Here is a 26602-nt window from a genome sequence, read left to right on the forward strand (position 1 = left end):
ATGCAGATCATTGAAAACGCCATTGGCGGCAAGCTGACGATTTCCGGCTCGGACCGCAGGTCCCCCGTCTTCAACCCGGCCACCGGCGAACAAATCGCCGAACTGCCGCTGTCGACGGTCGAGGAAATCAACGCGGCCGTCGCCAACGCCAAGGCGGCCCAGCCAGCCTGGGGCGCCATGCCGCCCTTGAAGCGCGCGCGCTACATGTTCAAGTTCAAGGAACTGCTCGACCGCCACGCGGCCGACATCGCCCGCGAGATCTCCCGCGAGCATGGCAAGACCCATGACGACGCGCTCGGCGAAGTCGCCCGCGGCATAGAGGTGGTGGAATTTGCCTGCGGCATCCCCAATCTCTTGAAGGGCGATTTCTCCCGCAATGTCGGCCCCGGCGTCGATTCCATCGCCGACCGCCAGCCCTTGGGCGTCGTCGCCGGCATCACCCCGTTCAACTTCCCGGCCATGGTGCCGATGTGGATGTACCCGATCGCGGTCGCCTGCGGGAACACCTTTGTCCTGAAGCCCTCCGAGCGCGACCCGTCAGCGCCGATGCTGGCCTGGAAATTGTTCCAGGAAGCGGGTTTCCCCGAAGGCGTGCTCAACATCGTCCACGGCGACAAGCTGGCCGTCGACAGCCTGCTTGATCACCCCGATGTAAAGGCGATCAGCTTCGTCGGCTCCACCCCGATCGCCGAATATGTCTATTCGCGCGGCACCGCCAACGGCAAGCGCGTGCAGGCATTGGGCGGCGCCAAGAACCACATGGTGATCATGCCCGACGCCGACATGGACCAGGCCGCCGACGCGCTGATGGGCGCGGGCTACGGCTCCGCCGGCGAGCGCTGCATGGCGATCTCGGTCGCCGTCCCCGTCGGCGAGAAGACCGCCGACGCGCTGGTCGCCAAGCTCAAGCCCCGCGTCGAGGCGCTGAAGATCGGCCCGGCCACCGACGACACAGCGGAAATGGGGCCGGTGGTCACCAAGATGCACCAGCAGAAGGTGCTCGGCTATATCGACCAGGGCGTCAGCGAAGGCGCCGAGCTGGTGGTTGACGGCCGCGGCTTCTCGCTGCAGGGCTACGAGAACGGCTACTTTGTCGGCGGCACACTGTTCGACCGGGTGACCACCGACATGACCATCTACAAGGAAGAGATCTTCGGCCCCGTGCTATCGGTCGTCCGTGCCGGCACCTTCGATGATGCGGTCAAGATGATCAACGACCACGAATACGGCAACGGCACCGCGATCTTCACCCGCGACGGCGATGCCGCCCGCGCTTTCTCCGATTCCATCGAGGTCGGCATGGTCGGCGTCAACGTGCCGATCCCGGTGCCGGTGGCCTATCACTCCTTCGGCGGCTGGAAGCGTTCGCTGTTCGGCGACCACTCGATCTACGGCCCGGAAGGCGTGCGCTTCTACACGCGGCTGAAAACCATCACCTCGCGCTGGCCCAACGGCATCAAGTCCGGCGCCGTCTTCACCTTCCCGAGTTGATCCATGCAACGCGAACCTGCCACCGCAACAACCCTGGTCGATGATGAGCGCGTCCGCGTGACCCGCTTCGACTTCGCGCCCGGGGCCGAGACCGGCTGGCATGTTCACGCGCATGACTACGTGGTCACTCCGGTGACGGAGTGCGTCATGCGGCTTGAAGAACCGGGCGGTGGCTCACGTGAAGTCACCATGGCACCGGGCGAGGCCTATCGCCGGCCGCTCGGCGTCGAGCACAATGTGATCAATGCCGGGACAGGGCCGATGAGCTTTGTCGAAGTCGAACTGAAATAGGAGACCACCATGTCCGCACCCGCAGCAAACCTCCGCATCAACCCCGACCGGCTGTGGGACTCGCTCATGGAGATGGCGAAGATCGGACCGGGCGTCGCCGGCGGCAACAATCGCCAGACATTGACCGACGAGGACGGCGAAGGCCGTCACCTGTTCCGCAAATGGTGCGAGCAGGCAGGGCTGACCATGGGCGTCGACACCATGGGCAACATGTTCATGACCAGGCCCGGGACTGATCCGGACGCGCTGCCGGTCTATGTCGGTTCTCACCTCGACACCCAGCCGACGGGCGGCAAGTATGACGGCGTGCTTGGCGTTCTGGCGGGACTCGAACTGGTGCGCACCTTGAACGATCTCGACATCAAGACGAAGCACCCGATCGTGGTGGTCAACTGGACCAACGAGGAAGGCACCCGCTTTGCCCCCGCCATGCTGGCGTCGGGCGTTTTCGCCGGCGTGCACAAGCAGGACTGGGCCTATGACCGGGTCGACGCCAAGGGCAAGCGCTTCGGCGACGAGCTCGAGCGCATCGGCTGGAAGGGCGACGAGGAAGTGGGCGCGAGGCAGATGCACGCGCTGTTCGAACTGCACATCGAGCAGGGACCGATCCTCGAGGCCAAGGGCAAGGACATCGGCGTCGTCACCCATGGCCAAGGGCTGCGCTGGGTCCAGTGCACCGTCACCGGCAAGGAAAGCCACACCGGCTCCACCCCGATGCCGATGCGCCGCAACGCCGGCCGCGGGCTGGCCCAGATCACCGAGCTGGTGCACGAGATCGCCATGGCCAACGCTCCCAATGCGGTGGGCGCCATCGGCCATATCGACGTCTACCCGAATTCCCGCAACATCATCCCCGGCAAGGTGGTCTTCACCATCGATTTCCGCAGCCATGAACTCGACACCTTGAATGGCATGGTCGAGAGGCTGATGGCGGAGGCGCCGAAACTCTGCGACGCGCTGGGCGTGAGCTTCGAGGCGGAAATCGTCGGCCAGTTCGACCCGCCGGAATTCGACCATGGCTGCGTCAAGGCGATCCGCGACGCCGCCGACCGGCTCGGCTACTCGCATATGGACATCATCTCCGGCGCCGGTCACGATGCCTGCTGGATCAACCGCGTGGCGCCGACCGCCATGGTGATGTGCCCCTGCGTCGACGGCCTGTCGCACAACGAGGCCGAGGAAATCACCAGGGAATGGGCCGGCGCCGGTTGCGACGTGCTGATGCATGCGGTGGTGGAAACCGCCGGGGTGGTGGAATAGCGCAAATGGCCTTATATTGGGACACCCTCAATCGACTGGAGCCATGGCCATGTCGCCGGCAACAGAGAGCCTTGTGCTTGAACATCTTCGCGCCATTCGCGCGACTCAGGATAAGCACTCGGAAGACCTGCGGGAAATCAAAGGTCGGCTCGGCATTATCGAAATGCAATACGCAAACCTGTCGAACCGGCTCGACCGGATGGATGAACGCGTTTCCCGTATTGAAATGCGGCTTGGCCTCATTGAGGTCTGAGACATCCCAAGGCCAGACGTCCCGTCCTCCATTCGCGCTGATCCTCTCTCCTCTACATTCGAGCAGTCCCCCTACCCCTGACCTTATCCCTCAAGGGGGATGGGGAATGGCTAATCCACAGCCCGAGGTAATGTCATGAACACATCAGCCAAAGTCGTGTCCCTCGAGAACTCCGACGAGACTCAGCTTCGCATCGATCTCGCCGCAGCCCTCCGTCTTGCCGCCTACTACAACTGGCACGAGGGCGTCGCCAACCACTTCTCCGCCGCTGTCTCGCCGGACGGGAAGAAGTTCCTGATGAACCCGCGCTGGAAGCATTTCTCGATGGCCAAGGCCAGCGAGATGCTACTGATCGACGCCGACGATCCCGACACGATGAAGCGGCCCGATGCGCCCGATCCGTCGGCCTGGTCGATCCACGGCGCCATCCACCGCCGCGTGCCGCACGCCCGCGTGGCGCTGCATCTCCATCCCCCGCATGCAACAGCGCTTGCCGGACTGAAAGATCCCTCCATCAAGCCGATCGACCAGACCACCGCGCGGTTCTTCAACCGGCTGGCGATGGACATGGATTTCGGCGGCATCGCCAATGACGAGGCCGAGGGCGAACGCATTGCCGCCTCCATCGGCAACTACTCCAACGTGATGATGGCCAATCACGGCGTCACCACGGTCGCCCGTACGGTGGCCGAGGCCTTCGACGCCATGTACCATCTCGAGCGCGCCGCGCGCACCATGGTGCTGGCCTATTCAACCGGCCAGCCGCTCAACGTGATGAACGACGAACTGGCCGAATCCGTCGCCCGCGAATGGGAGGTCTACAAGGATGCCGAGTTCTCGCATTTCGAGGAAATGAAGCGCGTGCTCGACCGGGACAACCCCGGCTATGCCGACTAGACAGCAAACATTTTGTGAAGGCCGCATGAAGACGGCCGATCAAGACACGAACTGGAACAGCAAGAGGACGTGCACATGAGCACCACCGTCATCAGGAACGGAACCATCGTCACCGCCGATCTGACCTACAAGGCGGACGTGATGATCGAGAACGGCGTGATCACCGCCATCGGCCCCAATCTTGTCGGCGACAAGACGCTCGATGCCACCGGCTGCTATGTCATGCCCGGCGGCATCGATCCGCACACCCATCTCGAAATGCCGTTCATGGGCACCTACTCGGCCGATGATTTCGAAAGCGGCACCCGCGCGGCGCTGTCCGGCGGCACCACCATGGTCATCGATTTTGCGCTCCCCTCACCCGGCCAGTCGCTGCTCGAGGCGCTGACCATGTGGGACAACAAGTCGACGCGGGCCAATTGCGACTATTCGTTCCACATGGCGATCACCTGGTGGGGCGAGCAGGTGTTCAACGAGATGGAAACGGTGGTCAAGGACAAGGGCATCACCACCTTCAAGCACTTCATGGCCTACAAGGGCGCGCTGATGGTTGATGACGACGAGATGTACGCTTCCTTCAGCCGCGTCGGCGAACTGGGCGGGATCGCCATGGTCCACGCCGAAAACGGCGACGTGGTGGCGCAGCTGCAGGCAAAGCTCATGGCCGAAGGCAACAACGGTCCGGAAGCCCACGCCTATTCACGGCCGGCCGAAGTCGAGGGCGAAGCCACCAACCGCGCCATCATGATCGCCGACATGGCCGGCACGCCGCTCTACGTCGTGCACACATCCTGCGAGCAGAGCCACGAGGCCATCCGCCGCGCCCGCCAGAAGGGCATGCGGGTCTGGGGCGAGCCGCTGATCCAACACCTGACGCTGGACGAGAGCGAATACGCCCACCCCGACTGGGATCACGCCGCCCGCCGGGTGATGAGCCCGCCGTTCCGCAACAAGCTGCACCAGGATTCGCTCTGGGCCGGGCTGTCGGCCGGTTCGCTGCAGGTGGTCGCCACCGACCATTGCGCCTTCACCACGGAACAGAAGCGCTACGGCGTCGGCGATTTCACCAAGATCCCCAATGGCACCGGCGGTCTCGAAGACCGCATGCCGATGCTCTGGACCTACGGCGTCGCCACAGGACGGCTGACCATGAACGAATTCGTAGCCGTCACCTCGACCAACATCGCCAAGATTTTGAACTGCTACCCGAAGAAGGGCGCCGTCCTGGTTGGCGCCGACGCCGATCTGGTGGTCTGGGACCCGGAAAAGTCCAAGACCATCTCGGCCGGCACACAGCAATCGGCGATCGATTACAACGTCTTCGAGGGCAAAGAGGTCAAGGGCCTGCCGCGCTACACGCTGACCCGCGGCCATGTCGCCGTGCATGACGGTGAAATCCGGACCCAGGAAGGTCACGGCAAGTTCGTCGCCCGCGAACCGGTGACGCCAACCAACAAGGCGCTGTCGACCTGGAAGGAGCTGACCTCGCCGCGCAAGGTCGAGCGTTCGGGCATTCCGGCGACAGGGGTTTAATGGCATGGTCCTTGCAGGCATCCCTGAGGTGCCGGCAAGGACTGACACAGGGCAATTCCCCGGGGGAACACAATGAAACAAAAAGCAGCAACTCATGCCTGAGACAGTCATTAGTGCCCAGAATCTGGACTTGACCTTCGAGACCAATGACGGCCCCGTACATGCGCTGAAAGACATCACCCTCGATATTGCCGAGGGCGAATTCGTCTCCCTGATCGGCCCGTCCGGCTGCGGCAAGACCACGCTGCTGCGTGTCATCGCCGATCTCGAGCAGCCGACCGGCGGCACTGTCTCGATAAACGGCATGACGCCCGAGCAGGCGCGCCTGGCGCGCGCCTATGGCTATGTGTTCCAGCAGGCTGCACTCCTGCCCTGGCGCACCATCGAGGACAATGTCGCGCTGCCGCTGGAAGTGATGGGGCTGGACAAGGCGACCCGCAGCGGCCGGATCAAGAGCAATCTGGAACTCGTCAATCTGGCAGGCTTCGAGAAGAAGTTCCCCTGGCAGCTCTCGGGCGGCATGCAGCAACGCGCTTCCATCGCCCGCGCATTGGCCGTCGAGCCGGACATGCTGCTGATGGACGAGCCTTTCGGCGCGCTCGACGAGATCGTCCGCGATCACCTGAACGAACAGCTCCTGAAACTCTGGGCCAAGACCAAAAAGACCGTGGTCTTCGTCACCCACTCGATCCCCGAAGCCGTGTTCCTGTCGACCAAGATCGTGGTGATGAGCCCGCGCCCCGGCCGCATCCACGAGATCATCGATTGCGATCTCGGTGCCGACCGGCCGCTTGATATTCGCGAAACGTCCGAATTCCTCAGGATCGCCCACCAGGTCCGCGAAGGCCTGAAAGCGGGACACAGCTATGATGAGTAGCGCTCTCCGCCCTGCTTTTGATACACCGTCTGTTCGCCGTGCAACGGTCGAAGATCTGCCGGCCTGTGCGGCGATCATCAACGACTACATGGATGACACTTTCTGGCTGCAGCGCGTAACCGACCGCCGGACCATCGAGCGGATGTTCGCTGCGGATCTGCTCGACAGGCGGATCATCTTCGTCGCCGAAGAGGATAGCGGCATCATCGGTTATATGTCGATGGATCACAACGCCGGTTTCATCCACGGGCTCTATCTGCGTCCGTGGGCCTGCGGCCATGGATTGGGCAAGACGCTGCTCGATGCCGCCAAGAATGCCCGGCCCCAGGGCTTTGAACTCGAGGTTTTCGAACCCAACACAGACGCCTTGCGTTTCTACATGCGCGAAGGTCTCGTCGAAGTGCCCGGGGGACGCAGGGAAGTCTCCGAGGAGGGCATCCCGACCCTACGGCTGCGCTGGCAGGGGAGTGCCCAATGAGCCCCTCTTTGATGATCTGGCTGGCGGGTGTGATGGCTATTTTCATGGCCGCGGCAAGCAGCCTGAGGGTCTATGTCGACCGGCCGTCGGTGTGGTTGCTGGTTCTGGCCATAGGGCTCTATACCGCGGGCAATCTGATGATGATCAGGGTGATGCGCGAAAGCGGCCTTGCCGTCGCCATGTCGGTCTCCGCCGTGCTGCAACTGGTGCTGATCAACCTGATCGGATTGCTGATTTTCGGCGAGCGGCCGTCATCCATGCAGATAGGCGGCATCACGCTCGGCATCGTTGCCGTCACCATGATCGTCTGGCCGCAGGGGAGGCAGGGATGAACGAAAAGAGCTTCATCAGGGACCGCCTGGTTCCCGTCGGCTCGATCCTGCTGGTGATCCTGATTGCCTGGTATGTCGCAGCCTATTCGATGAATGCGCCGTTCCAGCGCGATTTCGACCGCCGTGCAGGGGAAACCCGCACCACGGCCGAATTCCTGATGCTGACCATGACCCAGCCCAAGCCGACCATGCCGGCACCGCATCAGGTCGCATCAAACCTTTGGAAGAACACCTTCACGGTCAAGCCCTGGTCGAAGCGCAGCCTGGTCTATCATTCCTGGATCACGCTATCGGCGACGCTGCTGGGCTTTGCCATGGGAACCGCGCTCGGCGTGGTGATCGCCATCGGCATCGTCCACGTTCCGGCACTCGACCGTTCCTTCCTGCCCTGGATCATCGCCTCGCAGACGATTCCGATCCTGGCCATAGCACCGATGATCATCGTGCTTCTGTCCGCCATCGGCGTCACCGGACTCCTGCCCAAGGCGCTGATCTCGACCTATCTGTCGTTCTTCCCGGTCGCCGTCGGCATGGTCAAGGGCCTGCGCTCGCCGGACGTGCTGCATCTCGACCTGATGCGGACCTATTCGGCGGACAAGTTGCAGACCTTGTGGAAGCTCCGGATTCCGGCTTCGGTTCCGTTCTTCTTCACCTCGATGAAGGTAGCGATTGCCGCGAGCCTCATAGGCGCCATCGTCGGCGAATTGCCAACCGGCGCCGTCGCCGGCATCGGTTCGAAACTGCTGGCCGGCTCCTATTACAGCCAGACGGTTGATATCTTCGCCGCTTTGATCGCAGGATCGGTTGTCGCCATCCTGCTGGTCACCACCGTCGATATAGTCGGGCGGTTCGTCAACACCCGCATGGGAGCCAGGAGCCAATGAGTGCTTTCCGTCCCAACTGGCAGGCGCTTCTGTCACTGCTCGCCACGATCTACAGCCTCACGGCGCTTCCCTTCACCGCCACCATGAATCCGGCCTGGTCGATTGCCGCGGTGGTGATCCTCGCCGCTGGCGCGCTTGTGTCGATGCTGCGGGCGGCTTCCTCCATCCAAACCACGGCTCTCGCACTGGCCAGTTTCGGCGCGGCGGCATTGCTGATCGTCGGTCTGGCAGATGCATCCGGTACCGCCACCGCCGGCTACTTCGCAGCCCTGGTCGCCGCCTGGTTGCTGGGCTGGCGGCTGGTTACCGTGCTTTCGGGCGACGGCAGCCGCGGCAGCCAGAGCGGCAACCTTATCTCGATCACGGTTCCGGCCCTGTTCGGCATCTGGGTGCTGATCCTGTGGGAGTGCATCGTCCGCGGCGCCGGCGTCCCCTTCGTGCTGCTGCCGCCGCCTTCGGCCATCGGTTTGCGGTTTGCCGGCTCGCTGCCGATCCTCGCCGCCGATTTCCGTCAGACCGTGCTCAAGGCCGTGCTGTTCGGCTATGTTGTCGGTTCGCTCACCGGCTTTCTGGTCGCCATCCTCGCCGACCGCTTCCGCTTCTTTGCCAACGGCCTGCTTCCCATCGGCAACATGGTCTCTGCCCTGCCGATGATCGGCATCGCACCGATCATGGTGATCTGGTTCGGCTTCGACTGGCAGTCGAAGGCAGCCGTCGTCATCGTCATGACCTTCTTCCCGATGCTGGTCAACACGCTCGCCGGCCTTGCCGCCACCGGCGACATGGAGCGGGATCTGATGCGAACCTACGGCGCCAGCCACTGGCAGGTGCTGCTCAAGCTGCGGCTTCAGGCCGCAATGCCTTTCATCTTCAATGCTCTCAAGATCAACTCCACGCTGGCGCTGATCGGCGCCATCGTCGCAGAGTTTTTCGGAACGCCGATTGTCGGCATGGGCTTCAGGATTTCGACCGAAGTGGGTCGAATGAACCTCGACATGGTCTGGGCGGAAATCGCCCTTGCAGCCGTTGTCGGGTCGCTGTTCTATGGTGCGCTTGCACTTCTCGAGCGCACCGTCACATTCTGGCATCCGAGCTATCGCAGATAGATAGCCCTGAGCCGCAACCAGAGAGGAACCAAGAATGAAAAAAACAATCGGACTGACACTCGCACTCACCATGACTTTGATGGCCGGTGCCGCCAGCGCAGCGGACAAGGTCACCCTGCAGCTCAAGTGGGTCGCCCAGGCCCAGTTCGCAGGCTACTTCGTCGCCAAGGACAAGGGTTTTTATGAAGAAGCCGGCCTTGATGTTGAAATCAAGCCGGGCGGCCCGGACATCGCGCCCGAGCAGGTGATCGCCGGCGGTGGCGCCGACGTCATCGTCGACTGGATGGGCGGCGCTCTCGCGGCCCGCGAAAAGGGTGTGGGCCTGGTCAACATCGCCCAGCCCTACAAGAAGGCCGGCATGGAAATGGTCTGCCCGGCTGACGGGCCGATCAAGACCACGGACGACTTCAAGGGCCACACGCTGGGCGTCTGGTTCTACGGCAACGAGTACCCGTTCTTTGCCTGGATGAACAAGCTTGGCCTGTCCACCGACGGCGGCGCCGATGGCGTGACCGTTCTCAAGCAGAGCTTCGACGTTCAGCCGCTGATCCAGAAGCAGGCCGACTGCATCTCGGTCATGACCTACAACGAGTACTGGCAGTTGATGGATGCCGGCTACAAGCCGGAAGACCTGATCGTCTTCAACTACTCCGAAATGGGCAACGACCTGCTCGAGGATGGCCTCTATGCGATGGAAGACGACCTCAAGGATCCGGCCTTCGAAGACAAGATGGTCAAGTTCGTCAAGGCTTCGATGAAGGGCTGGGAATACGCCATCGCCAACCCGGATGAAGCCGCTGAAATCGTCATGGACAATGGCGGCCAGGACGAAAATCACCAGAAGCGGATGATGGGCGAAGTGGCCAAGCTGATCGGCGAACCCGATGCCAAGCTGATCGAGGCAGCCTATGAGCGCACCGCCAAGGCGCTGCTCGACCAGGGGATCATCACCAAGCAGCCGGAAGGCGCCTGGACCTCGACCGTCACCGACAAGATGTAATCATCCTTTTCGGATAAACTCGACCGGTCGGCTGCAAAGCCGGCCGGTTTTTGATTCGGCAGACGACCAACGGGGGCCATCCATGACAGACAGACTTGGCGACATGATTGACCAGGGCCAGGGCAAGGCGCCGGCCGACATCGTGCTCAAGGGCGGCCGGCTGTTCGACCTCACGACCGGAACCTTGCGCGACGGCGACATCGCCATTTGCGGCGACCGCATCGTCGGCACGCTTGAGAGCTACTCCGGCGTCCGCGAGATCGACATCACCGGAAGGATCGTCGTCCCCGGCTTCATCGACACCCATCTGCACATCGAGAGTTCGCTGGTCACGCCGCACGAGTTCGACCGCTGCGTCCTGCCGCGCGGCATCACCACCGCCATCTGCGATCCGCACGAAATCGCCAATGTCATCGGCGCCACCGGCATCCGCTATTTCCTCGATTGTACCGAACAGACCGTCATGGACATAAGGGTACAGCTCTCAAGCTGCGTGCCTGCCACCCATCTCGAAACCGCCGGCGCCCGGCTCGACATCGAGGACCTGCTGCCGTTCCGCGACCATCCCCAGGTGATAGGTCTTGCGGAATTCATGAACTTTCCAGGCGTGCTGGCCAGGGACCCGGCCTGCATGGCCAAGCTCGAGGCCTTCCAGGGCGGCCATATCGACGGCCACGCGCCGCTTCTCCGCGGACTGGGGCTGAACGGCTATCTCGCCGCCGGTATCCGCACCGAGCACGAATCCACCACCGCCGAGGAGGCGCTGGAAAAGATGTCGAAGGGCATGCACGTGCTGGTCCGCGAAGGCTCGGTCAGCCGCGATCTCGACGCCCTGATCCCGATCATCACCGAACGCAATTCGCCATTCCTTGCGCTGTGCACCGATGATCGCAACCCGCTCGACATCGCCGAGCATGGCCATCTCGACTACATGATCCGCCATGCCATTTCGAAGGGCGTCGAGCCTTTGGCGATCTACCGCGCCGCCTCGATTTCCGCCGCCCGCGCCTTCGGCCTCAGAGACCGCGGTCTCGTGGCGCCCGGCTGGCGCGCCGATCTGGTGGTGCTCGACAGCCTCGAAGACTGCAACGCACAGATGGTGTTCAGCGCCGGCAGGCTGGTCACCGACGAACTGTTTGCCGCGCGCAAGGTGACTGCGCCGGTCGGCACCGACAGCGTGCGCGCGCCAAAGGTGGAGGCCGCCTCCTTCACGGTTCGCAAGAACCGCAGCCAGACACCGGTGATCGGCATCGTTCCCGGCAAGATCATCACCGAGCGCCGCGACCTCGATCTCACTATTAACAATGGCGAGAAGCAGATCGATCTCGCCCGCGACATTCTCAAGATTTCCGTGATCGAGCGGCATGGCAGGAACGGCAATATCGCCACCGGTTTCGTTCAGGGCTTCGGCCTCAAGCGCGGCGCCATCGCCTCGACCGTCGGCCATGACAGCCACAATATCTGCGTGGTTGGCGCGAGCGAATCCGACATGGCGGTGGCCGCCAACCGGCTGAGCGAAATCCGCGGCGGCTTCGTCGTTGCCGAGGACGGCAAGGTCGTCGCCGAAATCGCCCTGCCGGTGGCAGGCCTGATGAGCGACCAGCCCTATGAGCATGTGCGCGAAACGCTGATCCCGCTCAGAAAGGCCGCCAAGGCACTCGGCGGCACGCTCGACGAGCCGTTCCTGCAGCTGGCCTTCCTGCCCTTGCCGGTGATTCCGCACCTGAAGATTTCCGACCGTGGCATGATCGATGTCGACGCCTTCGAGATCATCGATCCGTAATTGGCCCGGTCGAAAGGATGGATCAGGCCAGCCGGGCGCAGAAGACGTCGAGGCCTTCGAGCATCACGGTGCCGCCCTCGTGGCGCGGCGCAAAACCCGGCAATCGCACCGTTTCGGCGATCCGAAGATCTGACGGCGGCGTCCACTCGACGGGTCCCTGGTCAAGATTGTACACAAACAGCAGCCGGTCTGCGCCCTCCCCGCGGATGAAGGCCAGAAGGTCGCCGTTGGTGTTGAGAAAGCTCATAGGGCCGTCAATCAGGACCGGGATGGATTTCCGGAAGGCCAGAGTCTGGCGGTAATGGTTGAGCAGCGAGCCGCTCAGGTGCTCCTGCTGGTCGACCGCATGCCGGAGATGGCTCTCCGGAACCGGTAGCCATGTGCGCGGCGCGTCCGAAAACCCCGCATGCGCGGCGTCCTTCTCCCAGACCATCGGCGTCCGGCACCCGTCCCTGCCCTTGTAGGCTGGCCAGAATCTGATGCCATAGGGATCGACGAGATCCTCGAATGCGATCTCGGCTTCCTCCAGCCCCAGTTCCTCGCCCTGGTACAGGCAGATCGATCCCCGGAATGACGCAAGCATGGTGATCGCGAACCGCGCCAGATGTTCCGGATCGTCGCCCTCCCGCTTCCAGCGCGACACGTGCCGCTCAACATCATGATTGGAAAAGGCCCAGCAGACCCAGCCGTCTTTGACCACCGACTGGAAATTGGCGATGCTGCGGCGGAAATGCTCGGCGGAAAAGTCCGCGCCCAGCATGTCGAACGTGTAGCACATGTGCAGCTTGTCGCCGCCATTGGTATAGGCCGCGACCGTCTTCAGCGACCGCCGTCCGTCGCCGACTTCTCCCACGGTGGTGCGGCCTTCATACTGATCCAGCAGGGCACGCAGCCGCTGCAGGAAGACGATGTTTTCAGGCTGCGACTTGTCGTAGAGATGGTCCTGGAAGCCGTAGGGGTTGGTGTCAGGCGCATCCACCCCCATGAAATTGCCATCCTCGGTCGACAGCGACAACGGCGGATTGTCCCGCAGATGCTTGTCGTGAACGTAGAAATTGACCGTATCCAGCCGGAAACCGTCAACGCCGCGGTCGAGCCAGAACCTGACCGTGTCGAGGATCGCGTTCTGCAGATCCGGATTGTGAAAGTTCAGGTCCGGTTGCGAGGCCAGGAAATTGTGCATGTAGTACTGGCGCCGCGTGCTGTCCCATTCCCACGCCGGCCCGCCGAAGATCGACAGCCAGTTGTTGGGCGCTGTTCCATCGGGTTTCGGGTCTGCCCAGACATACCAGTCGGCCTTAGCGTTGTCCCGGCTCGACCGGCTCTCCCTGAACCAGGGATGCTGGTCGGACGAATGCGAAATCACCTGGTCGATGATGATCCTGATCCCCTTTGCATGGGCCAGTTCCACCAGCTCGTCGAAATCCGACAGGGTGCCGAACATCGGATCGACGTCGCAATAATCCGACACGTCATAGCCGAAATCGGCCATCGGCGACTTGAAGAACGGCGACAGCCAGATCGCGTCGACACCGAGCGAGGCGATATGATCGAGCCTCCTGATGATGCCGCGGATGTCGCCGATGCCGTCGCCTGACGTGTCCTGGTAGGATCGCGGATAGACCTGGTAGATGACGCAGCCGCGCCACCAGTCGGAGGATGATGTCTTCGTCAAGGCTCGCTCCACTCGGGGAATTTGCGCGGTCCGGCGCACCCGGCTTTCAATCGTTTTAATAGACTCGCTCAAGGCCCACAAGCACAGCCGTGTCATACTTCATCGCAACCGCCCGTCACCCTGAAAGCGCAACGGGACCACCGCGCTTCGCAGCCAGCACAGCCCATTGACGGATCGCTGGTAGAGTTGTTGCTTCAGCTTGCGTGCCGGGGAGGGGCACTGATGACAGAGCATCGTTTCAGAAAGCTCTTTTCACCGATAGATCTGCGCGGCCATGCCTTGCGCAACCGCATCGTCTTCGGCGCGCATACCACCAACATGGCGGTCGAGGGCCTGCCGACCGAACGTCATGCCGCCTACTACGCCGAACGCGCCATGGGCGGGGCGGCGATGGTGGTGGTCGAGCCGATGCCGGTGCATGCCGCAGCCGTGCTCACGCGCGGCAATTTCCGCCACGGCGACGATGCCGTGATCCCGCACTTCCGCAAGGTCACCGACGCCATCAAGGGTCATGGCGCGGTCGCCGTCGCCATCCAGCAGCTCTATCATATCGGCAGTCACGGCGACCAGGACAACGCCTTCCATCCGGCCTGGTCGCCCTCGGGCATGCCGAGCTATCACGACAGCGACGGCTCGCACGCCATGACCGAGGCCGAAATCGAGGAAACCATCACAGGCTTCGTCGAGGCGGCGCGACGCTGCCATGAAGCAGGCTTCGACGGCGTCGAGGTCTGGGCCGCCTATCACGGGCTGGTCGACCAGTTCTGGACGCCCTGGTCCAACCGCCGCGACGACAAATGGGGCGGAAGCCTCGAAAACCGCACCCGCTTCTCCCGCGAGATCATCTCCCGCATCCGCAGGGCCTGCGGCGACGGTTTCATCATCGGCCTCGCCGTCAATGACGAGCCCGATGTCCAGGTGGCGTTGCAGCGCGAGGCGATCAGCGAAATCATCGAGCGCCACGACCGGGAGCAGATGATCGACTACGTCACCTGCGGTTCGGGCAGCTATTTCGATTTCTACAAGCTGATGCCGACCTTTCTCTATCCGGAAAAGCTCGGCGCCGATCTCGCCGCCACCCTCAAGGGCGTGGTCAGGCACGCGCTGGTCACCGCCGAGAGCCATATCCGCACGCCCGACAATGCCGAGACCGTTCTGGGCCAGGGCCAGGCGGACCTGGTGTCGATCGTACGCGGCCAGATCGCCGATCCGCATCTCGCCAGCAAGGCGCGGGAGGGGCGGGCCGAGGACATCCGCGGCTGTCTGTCCTGCAACCAGATGTGCTGGGGCCGGCGCTCGCGCGACTACTGGATCTCCTGCGTGGTCAACCCCTCCACCGGCCGCGAGGCGGAGTGGGGCGGCGACCGCTTCACCCCTGCCCCGAAGCGAAAATCCGTTCTGGTGGTGGGCGGCGGCCCGGCCGGGCTTGAGGCCGCCCGCGTCAGCGCCGAACGCGGCCACCGCGTGGTGCTGGCGGAAGCCTCGAGCCACCTCGGCGGTGCCTTCCGGCTTGCCGGTCTGCAGCCGCGCCGCGCCCAGATCACCGACCTGATCGACTGGTACGAGCGGCAATTGATGAAGCTGCAGGCCGAGGTGCGGCTCAACGCCTATATGGACGCCGACGACGTGATCGCGGAAGCCGCCGACGAGATCATCCTCGCCACCGGGTCGCTGCCGCGCGAAACCGGTTTCCAGAAGGCCATGCCGCATCTGGCGACGCTGCCCGGGCTCGAAAACGGCAGCGTTTGCTCCACCGAGGAGATCATGGCGCGGCAAGCGCGGCCCGGCAGGCGGGTTATCGTTCTCGACGAGGGTGGCAACTGGAAGGGCTGCGGCACCGCCTGGAAGCTGGCGGAGGACGGGCACGACGTCACCCTGGTCACGCCCGACCCGATGGTCGGCAAGGAATTGCAGCGCACCGCAGCCGATTTCCCGCTGCGCCGGACGCTCGCCGGGCTGGGTGTCAGGTTCGTCGTCGAAAGCGCCATAACCAGCTGGTCCGGAATCTCGGCCACGGTTCAGTCATTCCTTGACGGCAGCGAAACCGAAATCGAGGCAGACACGCTTGTGTTCGCCACGGCAAACACCGCCGAGACCAGCCTCGCCACAGCGCTGCGGGACCGTGGCGTCAGCTTCAGGGAAATTGGCGACGGAGCCGCTCCGCGGCAAGCCGCCTACGCAATTTACGATGGCCGCAAGGCCGGTCTGGAGATGTAGGCTTTATGCCGCAGGCACGGCCGCCCGCTCTTCAAGCCCGAGCAGGAAGTTGATCGACGGGCGCGACTTGACCAGATCCTCGATCGAGTAGCCAGCCAGCACTTCGAAGAAGGCGCCGAGCGCCTTTCTCAGCGCCGCGTTCAATCCGCAGGAATCCACCAGCGGGCATTCGGTCGCATCGTTTTCGAAGCACTCGGCCATGGCGAAATTGTCTTCGGTCACCTTGACCACGTCGAGCAGCGAGATCTTGTCCGCCGAGCGCCCGAGCCGGATGCCACCGTTGCGTCCGCGCACCGATTCGATGAGCCCCGCTTTGGTCAACGGCTGCAGGATCTTGAACAGGAACAATTCGGACACCGAATAGGCCTTCGCGATGTCACCGATACGGCTCAACGGCGCATCGTTGGCTGCGCAATACATCAATATCCGCACCGCATAGTTGGTTTGGCGTGTCAGGCGCATTTTTCCGGCTCCAGTCCTCAGGCTCTGCTTCCAATCGGCAGAGTTAGCAGTTTAGAATGCTTCCAGAAAAAGGAAACCCTTTCATTCAAGTTTTTATTGCATCCCGATGAAACGGGCCAGAAACGAGGAATACATGGCAAGAGCCACAAAATTCGAGACATTGAACGGTTTTGCGCGGGAAGCGATCAATCTGGCCAACTGGCGCACCCGCCCCTACAGCTTCTGGGCCTTTCGAAATGTGGCGGAAATGGTCCGCTCGGCCCGCATCAGGACTGTGAGCCCGGCGCCCCTGCCGCCGGTTGCGGAAAACCCGGCACTGCTGGCGCGCGCCGCCGTACCCGGCGGGAACGAAACGATCGCCGATCTGCTGACCCGCAGCCAGGCCGACAGTTTCATCCTGTCCAGGAACGGCAAGCTGGTCGGGGAGTGGCACGCGCCAGGTGTCGATCGCGGCGATCCGCATCTGGTATTTTCAATCTCCAAATCCATCACCGCGCTGGTGGCGGGGATTCTTGAGGATCAGAGCATCCTCGATCCAGCCACACCCGTTGGCGATCTGGTCCCGGAAGCCGCCAACAGCGCCTACGCCGACGCCACCGTGCAGGACCTGCTCGACATGCGGGTCAGTCTCGACTTCGATGAATCCTACCTGTCGGAACTCGATTACGCCCGCTACCGCCGCGCCATGTCCTGGAACCCGCCGTCGGGCAAGGGCGATGACGAGGCCATGCTGCCGTTCCTGTGCAGCCTGAAGAAGGCCGAGGGTCCGCACGGCACCGATCACAATTATCTCTCGCCCAACTCGGACATGCTCGGCATCGTGCTGGAGCGGGTCACCGGCGAACGTTTCCCGGATCTGTGCGCCCGGCTTCTGTGGCAGCCGCTCGGGGCCAGTGCCGACGCCTTTATCACCGTCGACCCCGAAGGCGCCCCGCGCACCGCGGGCGGCGTCTCCTGCCGGCCGCACGACCTGTTGGCGCTCGGACAGATGCTCATCAATGGCGGCACGGCCAATGGCAGGCAGATCGTCTCCCCGCGCTGGATCGAAGACATGCAGCGTAACGGCGATGAAGGGGTCTGGGCGCGCGGATCCCAGGCGAACTTCCTCAAGACCGGCCGCTACCGCAACAACTGGTACCAGGTCGGCGGCAGCTCCAACGCGTTCCTGGCCGCAGGCATTCACGGCCAGTTTTGCTACTGCGATCCCGACACCGCGACCGTGATCGTCTGCACCTCGTCCCAGCACGAGCCGCAGACCGATGCGCTCGACCAGGGTCTGCTGGCGCTGTTTGCGAAGCTGAGCAGCGAGAGCTGACCCGGCCCTATTCGAAGACTATGTCCGGCATCACCCGCGCGCCGTCGCCTGCGAGTTCCTCAAGCCGGGCACGGACCTTGGCCGCGATCTCGCGGTAGACTTTCGCATGCGGCCCGTCGGGCGCGGTGGCCACCACCGGCCGGCCCGCGTCGGAGGTCTCGCGGATCGGCATTGCCAGCGGCACTTCGCCCAGGAACGGCACGCCGATCCGTGCGGCTTCGTCACGGGCGCCGCCGTGACCGAAGATATCGTGCCGTCCGCCGCAATCGGGGCAGACGAAATAGCTCATGTTCTCAACGATGCCGAGCACCGGCACGCTGACCTTGTTGAACATGTTGAGCCCCTTGCGGGCGTCGATCAGCGCAAGATCCTGCGGCGTCGAGACGATCACAGCGCCGGCCAGCGGCACGTTCTGCGCCATCGACAGCTGCGCGTCGCCGGTGCCGGGCGGCATGTCGACCACCAGCACGTCGAGCTCGCCCCAGGCCACTTCGCGCAGCATCTGGTTGAGCGCCGACATCACCATCGGCCCGCGCCAGATCATCGGCGTGTCTTCTTCCACCAGGAAGCCCATCGACATGACCTTCAGGCCGTAATTCTCCATCGGCTTGAGCATCCGGCCCTCAAGCTGTTCGGGACGGCCGGAGATGCCCAGCAGACGCGGCATCGAGGGGCCGTAAATATCGGCGTCGAGAATGCCGACCTTGAGACCGGTGGCCTGGAGCCCGAGCGCCAGGTTGACCGCGGTCGTCGACTTGCCGACACCGCCCTTGCCCGAGGCAACGGCAATGATGGTGGAAATCCCGGGAACACCGGCCTTGGCGCGTCCCTGCGGCTGGCCCGGTTGAGCCGGCGCGTGCGAATGGGCCGGGCGCTGCTGCGGCGGAGGCGTCGACGCACCGGAGCCCGGCTCGCGGCTGGCAGTCAGCGCCACCATCGCGCCCTTGACGCCGGGAACGGTCTTGGTGGCGCGTTCGGCGGCTTCGCGCAGAGGTTCGAGTTCCTGCGCGCGCGCGGCCGGAACGGTGAGCGAGAAATAGACCTTCGCATCGGCGATGAAGATTTCCGACACCAGCCCGAGATCCACAATATTGCCTTCGAGATCCGGCCCCTTGACCGATCTCAGCTTCGCCAGAACCTCTTCTTTGGTCACGCTCACCTTGCACTCCACGGGTTTGTCGTTGCAGACCACCCCCACATAATGCGGATGGCCCTGCAATAAAATGGCGCAGCGGCAAAAAACGCTGCTCAGCCGCGATCCCGCCGCCCGCGCAGGACAAAGATAGGGACAATCGCCGTCAGCATCAGCAGTCGCGCCACGTGATGGCTGGCAACGAAGGTCGGGTCGATACCGAGGATCACCGACATCGCCGCCATGGTCTCAAGTCCGCCCGGCGCAAACGCAATCAGGATGGCGATCAGGTCCATGCCGGTGATCCAGTGGGCAATCACCGCGAAGGCCCCCGCCAGCACAACGCCCAGCACCGTCACCAGAATCCCCGCTCCGAATGCGTGGCGCAATTGCATCCAGGTCACGCCCGAGAAGCGGGAGCCGATGAGGCCGCCCAGCGCGACAAAGGCCGCGGCGGCGAGCCAGTAGTTCATCACGCCACTGAGCAGCCCGGTCACATGCGCAACCACGGACACAAGCATGCCGCCGATCAGGAAGGCCGCGGGCAGCCGCAGCCGCTCGAGCAGGTATCCGGCCATCCCGGCGGCAACGATCATAGCCAGCAGCGGCAGCGGGGCGGTTTCAGGCGGGATGTCCAGCACCTTTTGTGGCACCTGACCGGTCAGGGTGACCATAACGGGAACCAGCAGTGTCAGCGCCAGAACCCGGATCGACTGAACGATGCTGACGGTCCTGAGATCCGCCTTGACCCCTTCACTCAGACCGAGCACGTAACTGAGATGTCCCGGCGATGACGACAGGAAAGCCGTGGTGGCATCCATCGACCAGAACCGGACAAGCAGGGCCGGGGTAAGCCAGATAATGGCGAACAGGCTTCCGGCCAGCGCCGCCAGCGTCACCGGCCAGGTCCGCATCGCCTCGAACACGTCCGGCGTCACACCCTGCCCGATGGTGAGCCCGAGAATGACGAACACCGCATCGCGCACCCGCCGGGGTGGCCCGGCGGTCCTGATCCCGGCAAGACCGGCAAGCGTGACGGCGATTGCCGGGCCGGTCAGGAACGGCGCCGGGAAGGACAGGGCGAAAGTCAAAGCCGCGCCGAGTGCGGCAATCCCGAAGGTCATCAGCGGCGCCCGCCATGAATTCGTCGCCATCCGGCTCAACTCCTGCACTGCCTTCGCCTACGGCCAGGTTGCCCCGCCAGAATCAGTTTGCCCGGTTCAAGCCTAACGAGGCGTTTGCCCGGTGGCCAGCAATCCCGGCCTTGCCATCAATCGGGATCCGCCTCGCTGTCGGTGCGCGGGAACTTCGGCCGGAAGAACCGCCCGGCAATGATCGGGAGAATGAAGCCGAAGAAGGCGAACAGCCACAGCCCGATCGACAGCGGAGAGGCAAACAGCGCGCTCCAGTCGCCGTCCGAGATCGTCATCGCGCGGCGCATGTTGGCTTCCATCTGGTTACCCAAGAGCACGCCGAGAATGATCGGAACCAGCGGCACGTCAAGCTTCCGCAAGATCCAGCCGAGCACGCCGAAGAACACCATCACCATCAGGTCGAAGGTCGAACCGGATATGCCGTAGATGCCGACAAACGAGATCATCGCCACGGCCGGCATCAGGTAGCGGGGCGGCACCAGCAGCACGCGGACGAACAGGCTGACCATCGGGATGTTCATGACCAGAAGCATGACGTTGCCGATGAACAGGGCCGCGATCAGCCCCCAGACCACGTCCGGATTGTTGGTGAACAGCAGCGGACCCGGCGTGATGTTGAGCGCCAGCAGCATGGCCAGCAGCACCGCCGTGGTGCCCGAACCCGGCACGCCGAGCGCCAGCATCGGCACAAGCGCGCCGCCTGCCGCGGCGTTGTTTCCGGCCTCGGGCGCTGCCACGCCGCGCGGGTCGCCGGTGCCGAAGGTGTTGTTCTTGTCAACGAGCCGTTTTTCCACCGAATAGGAAATGAACGATCCCAGCGATGCCCCCGCTCCCGGCAGCACGCCGGCGATGAAGCCGAGCACCGTCGACCGCGCCATGGTGGGAACGGTCTGCTTGAGCATCGACATCGGCGGCGTCAGCCGGCCAAGCTTGATGTCCGATGCATCGCCGGTGGCCTTCGCCGTGCCGCGATGCTCGAGAAAGATGAAGACTTCCGACAGCGCGAACAGGCCGACGATCGCCACCAGGAAATCGATCCCGTCGTAAAGATGCACTTCGCCGAAGGTGAACCGCGGCACACCGGTCTGGCCGTCCACGCCGATCATCGCGATGCCAAGACCGATACCCGCGGCCAGCGCCGCCTTCGCCTGGTTCTTGCTGGCGATGCCGCCGAGCGTGGCGAAGGCGAGCGCGAACAACGCGAAATACTCGGCCGGTCCGAAAAGCAGCGCCACCTTGACCAGCTGCGGCGCCAGGAACACCAGCCCCCAGGTGGCAAAGAACGCGCCTACGAAGGAGGCAATGCCGGACAAGGCCAGCGCTTCGCCGGCCATGCCCTTCCTGGCCATCGGATAGCCGTCGAGCGTCGTCATCAGCGCCGGCTCGTCACCCGGGATATTGAGCAGGATCGACGAAATCCGGCCGCCATACATCGCGCCGTAATAGACGCTGGTAAGCAGGATCAGCGCCGGTGTTGCCGGAAGGCCAAGCGTGAAGGCGAGTGGAATGAGAATGGCGACGCCGTTCGACGGTCCAAGCCCCGGCAACGCGCCGATGATGGTGCCGAGAAAACAGCCGATCAGCGCCAGCCCAAGATTTTGAAAGGTCAGAGCGATGGAGAAGCCGTCTGCGAGTGCGGAAAGAGTGTCCATGACGCAACCTCAAAAGCCCCAGGGACCGCGCGCCAGCGACAGACCCAGAATGAGATGGAAAACGACATAAATGCCGATGGCGATAACGGCTCCGGCGACAGCCGCCTTGACCGGCGGCGTTCCCAGCCGCCAGGACAGGTAGCCGGCGGCAACGGCCGTCGAGACCACGAAGCCGGCACTCGGAAGCGCATAGGCATAGGCGACCATCACCGCGACCGTGAGGCCCACCTCGAACAACCGGCTGAAATCCGGCCATTCCGGTTCGTCATCGGGCTTGAGGAAGATCGCCAGGCTGGAAAGACCGACAAGCCCGCCGATGATGATAGGAAAGATCTTCGGTCCGACCGGATCGGAAATGAAGCTCTCCTGGATCAGTGTTGCCTGCCAGATGAAGAATGCTGCCAGCAGGAGGCCAACGCCTCCCATAATCCGGTCGCTCATGGCGCCCCCCTCTTGTCCGATTGCAGCCGGGAACAGACGACCTCCGCCCGTCAAGGGGCGGAAGTCGTTCGGCGATCTTACTTGATCAGGCCGATTTCCTTGGAGATGTCGGTGATCGATGCAACCGAGTCGGCAACGAAGGCCTGGAAATCGGCGCCACGCAGGTTGAGCGGAGCCAGGCCGTTCTGGGCCATCACGTCCTTCCACTCGGCGCTGTCATAGACGGTGCCGATGGCATTGACCCAGTAATCATAGGCCTCGTCGGAAGACCCGCCGGGAGCGTAGAAGCCGCGCCAGTTGGCGCCGATCACGTCGATGCCCTGTTCCTTGGCGGTCGGGAACGAGGCGAAGTCGCCTTCCAGCCGCTCGGGCGCCAGCACGGCCAGCACCTTGATGTCACCCGAATCGACAAAGCCCTTGGCTTCCGAGGCATCGCCGGTGAAGGCCTGCACCGAACCGCCGAGCAGCTGGGTGACGGCCTCGCCGCCGCCGTCAAATGCGACATATTTGATGGTGCGCACATCGGCGATGCCGGCCTTCTTGGCTGCCATCAGCACCTTCAGATGGTCCCAGCCGCCGACAGCGGAGCCGCCCGCAATGGAGACCGAAGTCGGATCAGCCTTGATCATGTCCATCAGCTCGGGCAGCGTGTTGATCGCCGAATCCTTGGCAACGGCGATGATGCCGTAGTCGGCGCCGACGGAGGCAACCCAGCGGACTTGATCCATGGTGTTGCCCGGATAGGCGCCTTGCGCCAGCCGCGTCGATGTGGCCGACGAGGCGGCGATGATCAGGTTGTTGGCGTCATTGCGCTTGTTGATGACTTCGGCATAGGCGACACCGCCGCCGCCGCCGGCCATGTTGGTCACCTGCATGGTGCCGGGAACCAGCTTGAGATCCTGCAGGGTCTTGCCGACCTGGCGGCAGGTGAAGTCCCAGCCGCCGCCGGGATTGGCCGGTGCAATGCACTCGGTCGCGCCCGGGTCAAACGCATGAGCGGCGGCCGTCAGCGAAACCACGGCGACAGCGGTCGCGGCGAGCCGCGTGATAAAATTCTTCATGATTTCCTCCACAATGAACAAGCCGCCTTTCCTCAAAAGCGGAATGGTGGCTATGCTAACCCGCAAAGCTGTCAACAAGCTGTCAGCCGGATGTCGGGGCGGGAGGAGTTGCCCATGCATTTTCTGGTCGTCGAGGATACGGCCGATGTTGCCGAAGCCATCATCGAGCGGCTTGGGCGCGGCGGACATGCCTGTGACCGTGCCGCCTCGCTGGAAGATGCCAAGCACTTCGCGTCAGCTTCGGCTTACGACTTGGTGATTCTCGACATCAATCTTCCCGATGGTTCCGGGCTCGATTTCCTCAAGTGGATCCGCCAGCGCAGGAACGCCGTGCCGGTGCTGGTGCTGACCGCGCGGCTTGCCGTCGACGACAAGATCGGTGCGCTCGATTTCGGCGCCGATGATTACATGGTCAAGCCGTTCGATCTGGGCGAACTGGAAGCCCGGGTCCGGGCCATCATCCGCCGGCGGAGCGGAGAATCGGGCGTTTCGCTCTCCTCAGGCAACCTGCAGTTCGACATGGCAACGCGGCTGGCGACGATCGACGGGCAACCGCTGTCGCTGACGCCGCGCGAACAGTTGCTGCTGGAAATCTTCATGGTCAACAAGGGCCGGGTTCTGGAAAAGGATGAACTCGTCATGCGGCTGTTCGGCCTCGAGGCCGATGTCGGGGCAAACGCGATAGAGCTCTATGTCGGCCGCCTGCGGCGCAAGCTTGCCGGTGCCGCATTCGAGATCAAGACCCTTCGCGGCCTCGGCTACCAGGCCCTCGCGACGGATTCGGGGAGCACCCGCGCGTGACGAGCCTTACAGCCCGGCTCGCCACCGGTCCCGGCAGGTCGATCGCCTGGCGGCTGACGCTGTTGCTGACGCTGCTCTTGACGATTGCCGCGGCCGGGACGGTCGTCGCGGCACTGAGCTACGGCCAGACCGCGGCAACCCGCGCCTTCGACCGCCTGCTGACCGGCGCCGCGCTGCAGATCGCCGAGCGTATCAGCGTCGTCGAGGGGGAAACGGTGATCGACATTCCGCTCTCGGCGTTCGGCCTGCTGTCGCTCGCATCCGAGGACCGGATCTTCTACCGGATCATCGGCCCCGAGGGCCAGACGCTGACCGGCGACGAGACTTTCCCCCTGCCCGAGGTTTCGGCACGCAACGATGGTCCCCTGCTTTATGACACGGCCTTCTCCGGGGAAGCCGTCCGCGCCATCAGCATGCAGCGTTTCCTGGCCGAACGCGCGGTACGCGGGCCGATCACCGTGATTGTGGCGCAGACGCTGCGCGCCCGTTCCGAACTTGCCAGCGAAATCGTCGCGCGGGCCGTCATCGGCGTGGTGGTCGCCGGCGGCGTCACCCTCGCCCTGGCGCTTCTCGCCATGCACCTGGCGCTGAGCCCGTTGCGCCGCATCGAGCGCGCCATCCTTGCCCGCGATCCCAAGGATCTCACGCCGTTCTCCACCACCACCCCGCGCGAGGTCGAGGCGCTGGTCGCCGCCATCAATCGCTTCATGGCCCGTCTAGACAGGCGTGTCGGCGCCATGCAGGACTTCGTCGCCGATGCCGCGCACCAGATGCGCACCCCGATCACCGCGCTCAGGGCCCAGACGGAGCTGGCCATGGAAGAGGATGACCCGCACAAGCTCAAGACCCTGCAGCGCCGCATCCGCGACCGGGCGATCGGTGTCAGCCGCCTGACCGACCAGTTGCTCTCGCACGCACTGGTGACGCATCGCGCCGATTCCGCCACGCTGGAGCAGATCGACCTCAGGCGCGTGGCGGTGGAAGCCGAGCGCGAAGCGCGGCGGACCGGCGGCGCCGAGGGCATTGAACTCGACCTGCCCGCCGATCCGGTGATGGTTGAAGGCGACGCCTTCAGCCTGCGCGAGGCCGCCCGCAACCTCGTCACCAACGCGCTTGCCCACGGCAAGCGGCCGGTCCGCCTGCGTGTGAGCGTCACCGGGGATGGAAGGGCGCTGATCGCGGCTCATGACCAGGGCGACGGCATGAGCGCGGCACAACTCGATCGCATCGGCGAGCGCTTTGCCCGCGACGCGTCGAACCCGCAAAGCGCAGGGCTGGGCCTCGCCATCGTCGCCGAGGTTGCAGGCTTTCATCAAGGTTCGATCCGCACCGCCACCATGCCCGGTGAAGGATTTGAAGTCGGCATCGAACTGCCGCTTGCCGAGGCGCTCCCCACCGGAAACCCGGGGGAAGACGCAGCATGACCCGCTCCTTGATTCCTCTGGCCGTTATCAGCTTCCTGCTTCTGCAAGCATCGGGCTCCGCCGAGGCAGCCGAGACGATCACCAGATTCGAGGCACGCGCGGCCCAATCCGGTGAACTCGTGATCGCCAGCGTCACCGATCTCGATTTCATGCGGCCGCTGATTGCCGCTTTCCAGGAATTAAACCCCGGCATCTCTGTCACCTACATCGAGGACACGTCCAACAGTCTCGACGCCAGCGTATCGAGCGCCTGTGCAGACCGCGGCTTCTTCGCCGATCTTGTGATTTCCTCGTCGATTGCCCAGCAGGTCCGGCTGGTCAATGGCGGATGCGCCCGCGAGATCGGCAGCCCGGTGGTCTCCAACCTGCCGGACTGGGCGCGATGGCGCGGCGAACTGATCGGCCTGACCTATGAACCGGCTGTGATGGTCTACAACAAGGCTGCATTCTCCGAAAACGGGCCGCCGCGCAGCCGCTTCGACCTGATCGACCTGATGCGCCAGTCGGGCGACCTCAACGGCCGCATCGCCACCTATGACATCGAGGAATCCGGCGTTGGCTACCTGTTCGCGTTCCAGGATTCGGCCGAGGCCAGCACCTGGGGCCGCCTGATCGAGGGTTTCGGGCGCAACAGCGTCGCCACGTTCTGCTGCAGTTCCGAAGTCATCGACCGGGTCGCCGATGGCCGCGCCTATATCGGCTACAACGTCCTGGGCTCCTACGCGCAGTCCAGGGCCGACAAGGATCCACGCATCGGGGTCGTGCTGCCGACGGACTACACCCTGGTGCTGGCGCGCGCCGGATATATCCCGCGGGAAGCGCGAAACGCGGTTGCCGCCCGGCTGTTTCTCGAACTCGCGCTATCGCCGCGCGGCCGCACCATCCTTGACGGCGAAACCCATCTACTCACACCTTTGAGCGGCCCCGCAGCCCTGGCCGGATCGGGTGGCGAGGAAGAACCGGCGTTCCGGCCCATACCCCTGACTCCGGCGCTGCTGGTCTCGCTCGATCGCGCCAAACGGGCGCAGTTCCTGTCGCAGTGGCGAAAGTCGGTAACGCCGCCGACCCCCTGATCTCGCTTTG

General features: G+C 63.8%; 25 protein-coding genes. 18 read left to right on the forward strand and 7 right to left on the reverse strand.

Annotated elements, in window-relative coordinates; genetic code table 11:
• From O4H62_RS15415 to ade, 13 genes are all read left to right on the forward strand, one after another.
• The gene (locus O4H62_RS15415; RefSeq protein ID WP_269389158.1) at window positions 1-1491 is read left to right on the forward strand and encodes a CoA-acylating methylmalonate-semialdehyde dehydrogenase; all 1491 of its coding nucleotides are present in this window, start codon (window positions 1-3) and stop codon (window positions 1489-1491) included.
• Between the two features lie 3 nt (window positions 1492-1494).
• Entirely contained in the window at window positions 1495-1782 is a 288-nt protein-coding gene (locus O4H62_RS15420) for a cupin domain-containing protein (RefSeq protein WP_269389159.1), read from the forward strand.
• 9 nt (window positions 1783-1791) lie between these two features.
• Window positions 1792-3042 (forward strand): Zn-dependent hydrolase, encoded by a 1251-nt coding sequence (locus tag O4H62_RS15425; protein ID WP_269389160.1) that lies wholly within the window; start codon window positions 1792-1794, stop codon window positions 3040-3042.
• A 43-nt stretch (window positions 3043-3085) separates the two neighbouring features.
• A complete protein-coding gene (locus O4H62_RS15430) occupies window positions 3086-3295 on the forward strand; it encodes a hypothetical protein (RefSeq protein WP_331284466.1) in 210 nt (69 codons plus the stop codon).
• A 135-nt stretch (window positions 3296-3430) separates the two neighbouring features.
• Window positions 3431-4192, forward strand: a complete 762-nt coding sequence (locus O4H62_RS15435) for a class II aldolase/adducin family protein (protein ID WP_269389162.1) — start codon at window positions 3431-3433, stop codon at window positions 4190-4192.
• A 75-nt stretch (window positions 4193-4267) separates the two neighbouring features.
• Window positions 4268-5725: a dihydropyrimidinase gene (gene hydA / locus O4H62_RS15440; protein ID WP_269389164.1), complete on the forward strand. Its 1458-nt coding sequence runs from the start codon at window positions 4268-4270 to the stop codon at window positions 5723-5725.
• Window positions 5726-5819: 94 nt separating this feature from the next.
• Window positions 5820-6602, forward strand: a complete 783-nt coding sequence (locus O4H62_RS15445) for an ABC transporter ATP-binding protein (protein WP_269389166.1) — start codon at window positions 5820-5822, stop codon at window positions 6600-6602.
• The gene (locus O4H62_RS15450) at window positions 6595-7080 is read left to right on the forward strand and encodes a GNAT family N-acetyltransferase (protein ID WP_269389167.1); all 486 of its coding nucleotides are present in this window, start codon (window positions 6595-6597) and stop codon (window positions 7078-7080) included. The genes O4H62_RS15445 and O4H62_RS15450 overlap by 8 nt, the downstream gene beginning before the upstream one ends.
• A complete protein-coding gene (locus tag O4H62_RS15455; RefSeq protein ID WP_269389168.1) occupies window positions 7077-7412 on the forward strand; it encodes a hypothetical protein in 336 nt (111 codons plus the stop codon). The genes O4H62_RS15450 and O4H62_RS15455 overlap by 4 nt, the downstream gene beginning before the upstream one ends.
• Window positions 7409-8296: an ABC transporter permease gene (locus O4H62_RS15460; RefSeq protein WP_269389170.1), complete on the forward strand. Its 888-nt coding sequence runs from the start codon at window positions 7409-7411 to the stop codon at window positions 8294-8296. The genes O4H62_RS15455 and O4H62_RS15460 overlap by 4 nt, the downstream gene beginning before the upstream one ends.
• Window positions 8293-9402 (forward strand): ABC transporter permease, encoded by a 1110-nt coding sequence (locus O4H62_RS15465; protein WP_269389171.1) that lies wholly within the window; start codon window positions 8293-8295, stop codon window positions 9400-9402. The genes O4H62_RS15460 and O4H62_RS15465 overlap by 4 nt, the downstream gene beginning before the upstream one ends.
• Window positions 9403-9436: 34 nt before the next feature.
• Entirely contained in the window at window positions 9437-10402 is a 966-nt protein-coding gene (locus O4H62_RS15470) for an ABC transporter substrate-binding protein (RefSeq protein ID WP_269389173.1), read from the forward strand.
• Between the two features lie 82 nt (window positions 10403-10484).
• Window positions 10485-12185 (forward strand): adenine deaminase, encoded by a 1701-nt coding sequence (gene ade, locus O4H62_RS15475; protein WP_269389174.1) that lies wholly within the window; start codon window positions 10485-10487, stop codon window positions 12183-12185.
• 22 nt (window positions 12186-12207) lie between these two features.
• Here the strand turns inward: ade and O4H62_RS15480 are convergent, their stop codons facing one another.
• Window positions 12208-13860, reverse strand: coding sequence for an alpha-amylase family glycosyl hydrolase (locus O4H62_RS15480; protein ID WP_269389176.1), 1653 nt, complete (start codon window positions 13858-13860; stop codon window positions 12208-12210).
• A gap of 222 nt (window positions 13861-14082) precedes the next feature.
• Between O4H62_RS15480 and O4H62_RS15485 the strand changes: the two genes are divergently transcribed.
• Window positions 14083-16077: an FAD-dependent oxidoreductase gene (locus O4H62_RS15485; RefSeq protein WP_269389177.1), complete on the forward strand. Its 1995-nt coding sequence runs from the start codon at window positions 14083-14085 to the stop codon at window positions 16075-16077.
• Window positions 16078-16080: 3 nt separating this feature from the next.
• Here the strand turns inward: O4H62_RS15485 and rirA are convergent, their stop codons facing one another.
• Complete coding sequence (rirA, locus tag O4H62_RS15490) at window positions 16081-16539, reverse strand: iron-responsive transcriptional regulator RirA (RefSeq protein WP_269389178.1); 459 nt, start codon at window positions 16537-16539, stop codon at window positions 16081-16083.
• A gap of 133 nt (window positions 16540-16672) precedes the next feature.
• Here rirA and O4H62_RS15495 point away from each other — a divergent pair, with 133 nt between their 5' ends.
• On the forward strand, window positions 16673-17854 hold the full coding sequence (locus tag O4H62_RS15495) for a serine hydrolase domain-containing protein (protein ID WP_269389180.1): 1182 nt from the start codon (window positions 16673-16675) through the stop codon (window positions 17852-17854).
• Between the two features lie 7 nt (window positions 17855-17861).
• Here O4H62_RS15495 and O4H62_RS15500 read toward each other — a convergent pair whose 3' ends face one another.
• The 5 genes from O4H62_RS15500 to O4H62_RS15520 form a co-directional block, all read right to left on the reverse strand.
• Window positions 17862-19013 (reverse strand): Mrp/NBP35 family ATP-binding protein, encoded by a 1152-nt coding sequence (locus O4H62_RS15500; protein ID WP_269389181.1) that lies wholly within the window; start codon window positions 19011-19013, stop codon window positions 17862-17864.
• Window positions 19014-19102: 89 nt separating this feature from the next.
• Complete coding sequence (locus O4H62_RS15505) at window positions 19103-20140, reverse strand: AbrB family transcriptional regulator (protein WP_269389183.1); 1038 nt, start codon at window positions 20138-20140, stop codon at window positions 19103-19105.
• Between the two features lie 116 nt (window positions 20141-20256).
• On the reverse strand, window positions 20257-21792 hold the full coding sequence (locus O4H62_RS15510) for a tripartite tricarboxylate transporter permease (protein WP_269389185.1): 1536 nt from the start codon (window positions 21790-21792) through the stop codon (window positions 20257-20259).
• Window positions 21793-21801: 9 nt separating this feature from the next.
• Window positions 21802-22233, reverse strand: a complete 432-nt coding sequence (locus O4H62_RS15515) for a tripartite tricarboxylate transporter TctB family protein (protein ID WP_269389186.1) — start codon at window positions 22231-22233, stop codon at window positions 21802-21804.
• A 77-nt stretch (window positions 22234-22310) separates the two neighbouring features.
• The gene (locus tag O4H62_RS15520) at window positions 22311-23294 is read right to left on the reverse strand and encodes a Bug family tripartite tricarboxylate transporter substrate binding protein (RefSeq protein ID WP_269389188.1); all 984 of its coding nucleotides are present in this window, start codon (window positions 23292-23294) and stop codon (window positions 22311-22313) included.
• A 114-nt stretch (window positions 23295-23408) separates the two neighbouring features.
• Here O4H62_RS15520 and O4H62_RS15525 point away from each other — a divergent pair, with 114 nt between their 5' ends.
• From O4H62_RS15525 to O4H62_RS15535, 3 genes are read left to right on the forward strand one after another with little or no spacing between them, the layout of a single operon-like run.
• Window positions 23409-24095, forward strand: a complete 687-nt coding sequence (locus tag O4H62_RS15525; RefSeq protein ID WP_269389190.1) for a response regulator — start codon at window positions 23409-23411, stop codon at window positions 24093-24095.
• Window positions 24092-25519 (forward strand): sensor histidine kinase, encoded by a 1428-nt coding sequence (locus tag O4H62_RS15530; RefSeq protein ID WP_269389191.1) that lies wholly within the window; start codon window positions 24092-24094, stop codon window positions 25517-25519. The genes O4H62_RS15525 and O4H62_RS15530 overlap by 4 nt, the downstream gene beginning before the upstream one ends.
• Window positions 25516-26592, forward strand: coding sequence for an ABC transporter substrate-binding protein (locus O4H62_RS15535; RefSeq protein WP_269389192.1), 1077 nt, complete (start codon window positions 25516-25518; stop codon window positions 26590-26592). The genes O4H62_RS15530 and O4H62_RS15535 overlap by 4 nt, the downstream gene beginning before the upstream one ends.
• Window positions 26593-26602: the final 10 nt, after the last annotated feature.

The sequence above is a fragment of the Parahoeflea alexandrii genome, assembly GCF_027214025.1.
Lineage (GTDB): Bacteria > Pseudomonadota > Alphaproteobacteria > Rhizobiales > Rhizobiaceae > Hoeflea > Hoeflea alexandrii_A.

What these genes read in the sequence shown, in the direction of transcription:
- O4H62_RS15415 (WP_269389158.1), top strand. Translation starts at nt 1, where the DNA reads ATGCAGATCATTGAAAACGCCATTGGCGGCAAGCTGACGATTTCCGGC.
- O4H62_RS15420 (WP_269389159.1), top strand. Translation starts at nt 1,495, where the DNA reads ATGCAACGCGAACCTGCCACCGCAACAACCCTGGTCGATGATGAGCGC.
- O4H62_RS15425 (WP_269389160.1), top strand. Translation starts at nt 1,792, where the DNA reads ATGTCCGCACCCGCAGCAAACCTCCGCATCAACCCCGACCGGCTGTGG.
- O4H62_RS15430 (WP_331284466.1), top strand. Translation starts at nt 3,086, where the DNA reads ATGGCCATGTCGCCGGCAACAGAGAGCCTTGTGCTTGAACATCTTCGC.
- O4H62_RS15435 (WP_269389162.1), top strand. Translation starts at nt 3,431, where the DNA reads ATGAACACATCAGCCAAAGTCGTGTCCCTCGAGAACTCCGACGAGACT.
- hydA (WP_269389164.1), top strand. Translation starts at nt 4,268, where the DNA reads ATGAGCACCACCGTCATCAGGAACGGAACCATCGTCACCGCCGATCTG.
- O4H62_RS15445 (WP_269389166.1), top strand. Translation starts at nt 5,820, where the DNA reads ATGCCTGAGACAGTCATTAGTGCCCAGAATCTGGACTTGACCTTCGAG.
- O4H62_RS15450 (WP_269389167.1), top strand. Translation starts at nt 6,595, where the DNA reads ATGAGTAGCGCTCTCCGCCCTGCTTTTGATACACCGTCTGTTCGCCGT.
- O4H62_RS15455 (WP_269389168.1), top strand. Translation starts at nt 7,077, where the DNA reads ATGAGCCCCTCTTTGATGATCTGGCTGGCGGGTGTGATGGCTATTTTC.
- O4H62_RS15460 (WP_269389170.1), top strand. Translation starts at nt 7,409, where the DNA reads ATGAACGAAAAGAGCTTCATCAGGGACCGCCTGGTTCCCGTCGGCTCG.
- O4H62_RS15465 (WP_269389171.1), top strand. Translation starts at nt 8,293, where the DNA reads ATGAGTGCTTTCCGTCCCAACTGGCAGGCGCTTCTGTCACTGCTCGCC.
- O4H62_RS15470 (WP_269389173.1), top strand. Translation starts at nt 9,437, where the DNA reads ATGAAAAAAACAATCGGACTGACACTCGCACTCACCATGACTTTGATG.
- ade (WP_269389174.1), top strand. Translation starts at nt 10,485, where the DNA reads ATGACAGACAGACTTGGCGACATGATTGACCAGGGCCAGGGCAAGGCG.
- O4H62_RS15485 (WP_269389177.1), top strand. Translation starts at nt 14,083, where the DNA reads ATGACAGAGCATCGTTTCAGAAAGCTCTTTTCACCGATAGATCTGCGC.
- rirA (WP_269389178.1), bottom strand. Translation starts at nt 16,539, where the DNA reads ATGCGCCTGACACGCCAAACCAACTATGCGGTGCGGATATTGATGTAT.
- O4H62_RS15495 (WP_269389180.1), top strand. Translation starts at nt 16,673, where the DNA reads ATGGCAAGAGCCACAAAATTCGAGACATTGAACGGTTTTGCGCGGGAA.
- O4H62_RS15505 (WP_269389183.1), bottom strand. Translation starts at nt 20,140, where the DNA reads ATGGCGACGAATTCATGGCGGGCGCCGCTGATGACCTTCGGGATTGCC.
- O4H62_RS15510 (WP_269389185.1), bottom strand. Translation starts at nt 21,792, where the DNA reads ATGGACACTCTTTCCGCACTCGCAGACGGCTTCTCCATCGCTCTGACC.
- O4H62_RS15515 (WP_269389186.1), bottom strand. Translation starts at nt 22,233, where the DNA reads ATGAGCGACCGGATTATGGGAGGCGTTGGCCTCCTGCTGGCAGCATTC.
- O4H62_RS15520 (WP_269389188.1), bottom strand. Translation starts at nt 23,294, where the DNA reads ATGAAGAATTTTATCACGCGGCTCGCCGCGACCGCTGTCGCCGTGGTT.
- O4H62_RS15525 (WP_269389190.1), top strand. Translation starts at nt 23,409, where the DNA reads ATGCATTTTCTGGTCGTCGAGGATACGGCCGATGTTGCCGAAGCCATC.
- O4H62_RS15535 (WP_269389192.1), top strand. Translation starts at nt 25,516, where the DNA reads ATGACCCGCTCCTTGATTCCTCTGGCCGTTATCAGCTTCCTGCTTCTG.